This window comes from Ruoffia sp. FAM 26254 (assembly GCF_045528545.1).
Taxonomy (GTDB): Bacteria; Bacillota; Bacilli; order Lactobacillales; family Aerococcaceae; genus Ruoffia; species Ruoffia halotolerans.
In genome coordinates this window covers 1-6,212 of the sequence record NZ_JBGQQY010000075.1, presented here as the reverse complement: position 1 = coordinate 6,212, position 6,212 = coordinate 1, and the positions used below count along the sequence as shown (strand labels likewise).

Sequence of the window (6,212 nt, the reverse complement as noted above, 5' to 3'; positions counted from 1 at the left end):
AGACACCTTTACCATATCAGAATGGGGTTCTTTTTTCATCACTTAACAGGTGAAAATGAAAAAGTAAATTTAAGCTGCCGTTAGGCAGTTGGCACATGTTTCAACGAAAAGTATGAATTGTTCAGGTAAATATTATGCTTAGTTATATTATTATTTCGCTTTCATATATTACTTTTCATTCTAATGACTGGGGAAAGTTGATAGGATCACTTAATTATTATCCAGATATTATTAATCAATACGAAATTGCTATAAATATTCCTTCGACATTAATGGTTAATTACACACCCCTGCAACTTTTTATAATGACTGTAATAATGATGATTTTAATATTCTTCTTTTCAGGATTAATGTTGATGCTATTCAATATAATTAGACCAGGACTTGGACTGGTATTATACTCTGTATTCATATTCTTATATCTGGCAATCAGACACTTTAATAAATTTTATGGCTTTTATATTTCTGTCTTTTCTTGGATTTCTTTGTCGAATATTTCGACATCAAAACTTGACGGATACCCTACTCTGAGCTTTGCCATAACAATTTTAGTTGCAGGAATAATAATAATGATTACTGCAATTTATTATATTGCTTATAACGACGGATTAAGGAGAAAACTAATTTTATGGAACAACTAATAGTTAAGAACGTGAGTCAAAAATTTAAAGATAAAGAATTGTTTTCAGATGTTAATTTAGAACTTTCCTCCGGACATATATATGGGTTAGTTGGGGATAATGGTAGCGGAAAAACAATTTTAATGAAATCGATTCTAGGTCTTATACCACTAAACACCGGTGAAATATGGATGGATTCCGATAGAATTGGAAAAGACATTGAATTCTCTTTAAACACAGGTTTCTTAATTGAGGTACCTTCTTTTATTCTTGATTATAACCAATATCAGAATTTAAAATTACTTGCAGATATAAATGGGAAGATTGAAAAACAAGGTATTCTTAATGCGATAGAATCTGTTGGCTTAGATCCAAATAATAAAGAGAAAGTTAGAAACTTTTCTTTAGGAATGAAGCAGAGGCTAGGTGTGGCACAAGCAATTATGGAAAATCCAGAATTACTGATTTTAGATGAGCCAATGAATAGTCTTGATAAAAGCGGCGTTATTTTAATTAGGGAACTTATTATGAGTTTAAAGCAAGAAGGTAGAATAATTTTAATAACATCACATAATTCAGAAGATATTGATTACTTATGTGATTATGTCTTTGAAATAAAAGAGGGAAGTATTCAACAATCATTTTAATCTACAATTATATTACGAGGATAAAGGATTCCATTTTGTATTGTATATAATCATTTAATAAAGATAATAAAAGAAGCCAGTACTGATGTGAACATAATCAGTACTGGCTTCTTATTAATACGCTTGATATTTAACAATTTCATCAAATAAGGGAATTAAATACTGCTCTCGAATACGATAATCAGGTAATATTCCTGGAGAGGCTATGACGTTATAATTTTTAGAAGTATCAATGATACCTTCTAAATCCAAGTGATCCGCTAATTCTTCTCCTGATAAATAATAACGACTTAATGGGAAAGGACCTTGAGTATCAGCGATTAAATCATCTAAGGTTTGAGCTGTATAATTTAAAAAATGAAAGTCAGCTGGAAAATTTTCCGTAATATATTCAGCCACTTTTGCTAAATCCACTGGTGTCTCTATCCAATCTTCATAATCAGAGCGGGTATCAAAAGACATCTCCTGAGTATTCAGTTGAATGATTTTATTATCTACAATTGTCACTGAGTTTTCATCAGCAAAGCTAAATACTTGATAGCCAGCCACTTTTCCTTGTGTACCAGGTTGAATCAATGCAATATTACTTGGGTGGATACCAACATTTATAAAATGTTGATGGCCACAAATCAAACTATTGATATCTGGAAATTGTTCCATAAGCTGATACGCTTCATCTTCTCGAGAAGGATAAGTCCAAAGGTCTCCGGTCGACGGATGATTCGTTAATCCGCCATGATAAGCAACAATAATAAGATCAGACTCTTGTTTAACTTGGGTGATTAAACTATTCAATTTGTTGATCGGTGGTTTAACCACCACATCTAATACTGACGAGTTTGTAGCTAATTGACTGCATGCACCAGTAAGAAGTCCTATGACAGCAATCTTTACACCGTTAATCGTCTTGGTTGTATAGGGTTTAAATATTAACTGACCTTGATTATCATATAAATTAGCGCATACATATTCAGCATCAAGTTTACTCACTTGCTTAAGCAGCCATTCTAAACCAAAATCTAAATCATGATTACCTGGAATCATAATATCATAACCTATCTCATTAGCTAATTCTACTAAAGGAGTATATTGACTTTGGCTGTAGCCATAAGTAGCTAAAGGACTACCAATAAGAAAGTCTCCATTATCGATGAGTAAGTTTGCTTTTAAATCTTCCCTAACTTGTTTAAGATTTGCTAAGCCTTCATCAACATATCCATGTACATCCGTTGTTGCGAGTATTGATACATTCTTCATTACTCCACCACTTTCTAACGTAATTTCTTTCGAATAGCTGTACTGAATAAGTCAATCAATACGACAACCATTATAATTCCAATTAATATAATACTAACACGTGCCCAATTACGTTGTTGTAGGGCGAATATAATTGGGGCTCCGATACCTCCGGCACCAACTAATCCAAGTGTCGTAGCACTCCGAACATTGATTTCAAAGTGGTTGAGAATATGAGAAGCTGCGATTGGTACGACTTGTGGCAGTCTTGCATATTGAAAGGACTGCATATTCGTCGAACCAGCAGCTACAACCGCTTCAACAGGAGTTTCGTCTACTCGGTCTAATTCTTCACTCACTAATTTACCAAGCATACCAATTAATTGAACACCTAAAGCCAACGCTCCAGCAAATGGACCTGGTCCAACTACTCTTACGAATAGGATAGCATAGATTAAAGCTGGAATTGAGCGGAGTAAATTCAATAATCCTCGACTCAACGTTGGAATTATTTGGAATCGCCCCCAAATAGACTTGGCACTCAGTAAGATAAATGGTAGAGATAGAACCGATCCTAAAATGGTTCCATAAAAAGCAATCACAACGGTTTCAAACATTAGATGGATTAAATCTTCGCTTGAGCCATCATATACATAGCTTATATCTGGTTGCAGTAAACTAATAAAGATATTCCAAACATGATTAAACTGTAAGTTAACAATATTTGAGTAGTCTAAACGTATGAATGAGTAAACGACCAGGAGAACAAGGATAATCAGTAGACTATAATTAATCAGTTTCTTTTTAGTCATTAGATAACCTCCCGTCGAATATATTCACTAATCCAATTTGTTGCTGACACTAAAACTAGAATAATAATGATGATTAAACTCACTCGACCAAACTGCATAAAGCTTAACGCAGTATTTAACATCACACCAATACCTCCAGCACCAACGTAACCCAAGACAACAGAAGCGCGTATATTCACTTCAAAGGCATACAAGGCGTATGCATAGACACTTTGTGATACTTGGGGCCAAATAGAGTTCACGGCGATTTGGAAACGCGTTGCACCAATAGATTCATCTGCTTCAATCGGTCCATCATCAATGGTTTCAATATTTGCAAAAATCAATTGTGACACCATCCCAAATGTAAACACCGCAATCGTTAAGACCCCAGTTAATTCACCTATACCAATAATCGCAACAAATAAAGCGGCTAAAAGTAAGTTGGGTACCGTCCGGATGAGACTAAAGAATGAACGGAAGATATAAGTAATAATATAGTTTCGTGTGACAATATAAGTGCCTAAAAAGGCTGCAGGAATAGCAAAGACAACGCCTAAGAATGTCCCTGAAACTGACATTAATATAGTCTCAATCATCGGTTCAACCAACTGATTAATGTAACTCCACTCAGGTTGTAAGAACCCCTGAAGAAAAATCGTTGCTTGTCGGTGATTCTCCATCACTTCAGTCCAATCAGCATCAATGACTGTTCCAGCACCTAAAAAGAGAATAATAATCAAGAATGTTAAGCCCATGTGTTTGAACAAATTATCATGAATGGTTTGTTTTAATTTCATGTTCGACCTCCATTCTATATGTTTGTTTCTTCTTGAATTTCTTGTTGAACGTCGCTTTCAATACGTGCCTCTATTGCTTCTTGACGAGCTTCTTTTTCAGTTTCAAAGATAGCTTTACCATAGATTTCACTAAGTTTAGCATCGGTAGCTTCTGAAGCAGGTCCATCAAAGACAATCTCGCCGTCTCGCATCCCAATAATACGTGAAGCATATTTACGAGCTAAGGGCACTGAGTGGATATTAATAATGATTGTGCGATTTGCTTCTTCGTTTAAGCGCTTGAAGTCATTCATGACTGTTTCAGACGTAACAGGATCTAAGGCAGATACAGGTTCATCTGCTAGAATTAGTTCAGCTTCTTGGACAATTGTTCTAGCGATGGATACACGTTGTTGTTGCCCTCCACTTAAGGAATCGCTACGAACTTTTAGTTTATCAGCTAACCCGACTTTTTCTAAAGCTTTCTCAGTTCGATCATAATCTTCTTTAGAGAAGAGACCAAGTAGAGTTTGCCAGTTATTGTAGTAGCCTAAACGACCTGAAATAACATTTTTTTGGACTGTGTTTTTTCTTACGAGGTTAAATTGTTGGAAAATCATGCCAATATTACGACGCATATGACGTAATTCTTTGGCATTAGCTTGTGTGATCGATTCCCCATTAATAGAGATGTCACCTTGAGTAATGTTGTTTAACCGGTTTAAACTCCGTAGTAAAGTGCTTTTACCTGCTCCGCTTAAACCAATAATACAAACAAATTCTCCGTTATCAATCGTCAGATTAATATCGTTTAAACCTACGACGCCATTGTCGAATACTTTTGATACATTTTTGAATTCTATCATTGAATACCTCCGTTATAGTAAGTCATTAAAAAAATAGCCACCTTTCAACGATAACATCACGCGTGAAAGGTAGCCATCATAAATGTAAGGTTAAAAATTATTGAGCAGCAATCTCAGTGTATTCTGAGATTTGGTCATATACTGACTCATCTACTTCTGTATAGCCTTCGTGACTCCATAATGACATAATTTCAAGTCCTTCTTCTGAATCTGCCATTGTTAAGAATGCTTCTTTGATTGCTTCGCGTAATTCTTCATCCATATCTGGTTGAACAGCGATAGCGTCATTAGGAATTTCACCGTCAGTTAAATAAAGAACTTTTAATTCTTCCATTAAGTCGTTATCTGGGAAAGCACCACCGAATACAACACGCGCACCTTCGAATACGAATGCTGCATCTTGTTGACCGTTTAATACGGCTGTAATTTCACTTGGAATGTCATTAACTGTTGTTAAAGTCACATCACTTGTTACATCAATACCAGCTTCAATCATCTCTGCTACAGGATAGATATAACCTGATGCTGAATTAGGGCTTAATGTTGCGATCTTTTTACCAACTAAGTCAGTTAATTCTTCCATGTCACTATCAGCACGAACTAAAATTTCACCTTGGAATGAGCCAGTCGTCTCACCTTCAACTGGTAAACCTGTTTCATCATCGAAGGCCCCTAATACAGATGTTAAGATTGCTTCAGCCGAGCCTAAGTCACGCGCTTGAACATAAGCAGCAGGTGGCATAATACCTAAGTCTACTTGACCCGATGCCATCGCTTGAACAATCGTCGTATAATCAGTTGCTAAGGTAACATTCACTTCACGACCTAATTGCTCTGATAAGAAATCAGCAAGAGGTTGTGCACGAGCTTCCATTGAACCATCGTTATTTGTCGGAACAAATTGTACTTCTAAAGCTTCTTCTTGAGCAACAGCAGCTTGGTTAGGTTGGACGGCACCAACTAAGCCACCTAATACTAAACTACTTAACAAAAGCGTTTTGATTTTCTTAAACATTGTATGAATCTCTCCCATTCTATTAATCTATATTGATTATACGTTATAATTGTAAAGATTGTGTAAATTATATATATTATTTTGGTAAAGAGAGCAAAATTGTTCGCAATTTTACTATCAAAGATATAAAAGTTGAGAGTGTAAAATATCTTGTGTAAATAGAAAAAAGGAAGCCCCTTCTGTAGAATAGAGTTACCACACTACATTCACAGAAAAGAGGACTTCCCTATGAACAATCTTACTACAGATATCTTACAG

6 protein-coding genes are annotated in these 6,212 nt (G+C 35.4%); 1 reads left to right on the top strand and 5 read right to left on the bottom strand.

Features of this window, described 5'->3' with window-relative positions; all coding sequences use genetic code 11:
* Positions 1 to 628: 628 nt before the first annotated feature.
* The gene (locus ACEN3Z_RS11425) at positions 629 to 1,267 is read left to right on the top strand and encodes an ATP-binding cassette domain-containing protein (protein ID WP_407090934.1); all 639 of its coding nucleotides are present in this window, start codon (positions 629 to 631) and stop codon (positions 1,265 to 1,267) included.
* A 114-nt stretch (positions 1,268 to 1,381) separates the two neighbouring features.
* Here the strand turns inward: ACEN3Z_RS11425 and ACEN3Z_RS11420 are convergent, their stop codons facing one another.
* From ACEN3Z_RS11420 to ACEN3Z_RS11400, 5 genes are all read right to left on the bottom strand, one after another.
* The gene (locus tag ACEN3Z_RS11420; RefSeq protein WP_138403809.1) at positions 1,382 to 2,524 is read right to left on the bottom strand and encodes a metallophosphoesterase; all 1,143 of its coding nucleotides are present in this window, start codon (positions 2,522 to 2,524) and stop codon (positions 1,382 to 1,384) included.
* A 14-nt stretch (positions 2,525 to 2,538) separates the two neighbouring features.
* Positions 2,539 to 3,315 (bottom strand): phosphonate ABC transporter, permease protein PhnE, encoded by a 777-nt coding sequence (phnE, locus tag ACEN3Z_RS11415; protein ID WP_138403810.1) that lies wholly within the window; start codon positions 3,313 to 3,315, stop codon positions 2,539 to 2,541.
* A complete protein-coding gene (gene phnE / locus ACEN3Z_RS11410) occupies positions 3,315 to 4,094 on the bottom strand; it encodes a phosphonate ABC transporter, permease protein PhnE (RefSeq protein WP_138403811.1) in 780 nt (259 codons plus the stop codon). The genes phnE (ACEN3Z_RS11415) and phnE (ACEN3Z_RS11410) overlap by 1 nt, the downstream gene beginning before the upstream one ends.
* A 14-nt stretch (positions 4,095 to 4,108) precedes the next feature.
* Positions 4,109 to 4,939: a phosphonate ABC transporter ATP-binding protein gene (phnC, locus tag ACEN3Z_RS11405; protein ID WP_138403812.1), complete on the bottom strand. Its 831-nt coding sequence runs from the start codon at positions 4,937 to 4,939 to the stop codon at positions 4,109 to 4,111.
* A 97-nt stretch (positions 4,940 to 5,036) separates the two neighbouring features.
* Positions 5,037 to 5,954, bottom strand: a complete 918-nt coding sequence (locus ACEN3Z_RS11400; protein ID WP_138403813.1) for a phosphate/phosphite/phosphonate ABC transporter substrate-binding protein — start codon at positions 5,952 to 5,954, stop codon at positions 5,037 to 5,039.
* Between the last annotated feature and the right edge of the window lie 258 nt (positions 5,955 to 6,212).

Excerpts from the sequence above, each read along its gene's own strand:
- ACEN3Z_RS11425 (WP_407090934.1), top strand. The coding sequence starts at position 629 with ATGGAACAACTAATAGTTAAGAACGTGAGTCAAAAATTTAAAGATAAA.
- ACEN3Z_RS11420 (WP_138403809.1), bottom strand. The coding sequence starts at position 2,524 with ATGAAGAATGTATCAATACTCGCAACAACGGATGTACATGGATATGTT.
- phnE (WP_138403810.1), bottom strand. The coding sequence starts at position 3,315 with ATGACTAAAAAGAAACTGATTAATTATAGTCTACTGATTATCCTTGTT.
- phnE (WP_138403811.1), bottom strand. The coding sequence starts at position 4,094 with ATGAAATTAAAACAAACCATTCATGATAATTTGTTCAAACACATGGGC.
- phnC (WP_138403812.1), bottom strand. The coding sequence starts at position 4,939 with ATGATAGAATTCAAAAATGTATCAAAAGTATTCGACAATGGCGTCGTA.
- ACEN3Z_RS11400 (WP_138403813.1), bottom strand. The coding sequence starts at position 5,954 with ATGTTTAAGAAAATCAAAACGCTTTTGTTAAGTAGTTTAGTATTAGGT.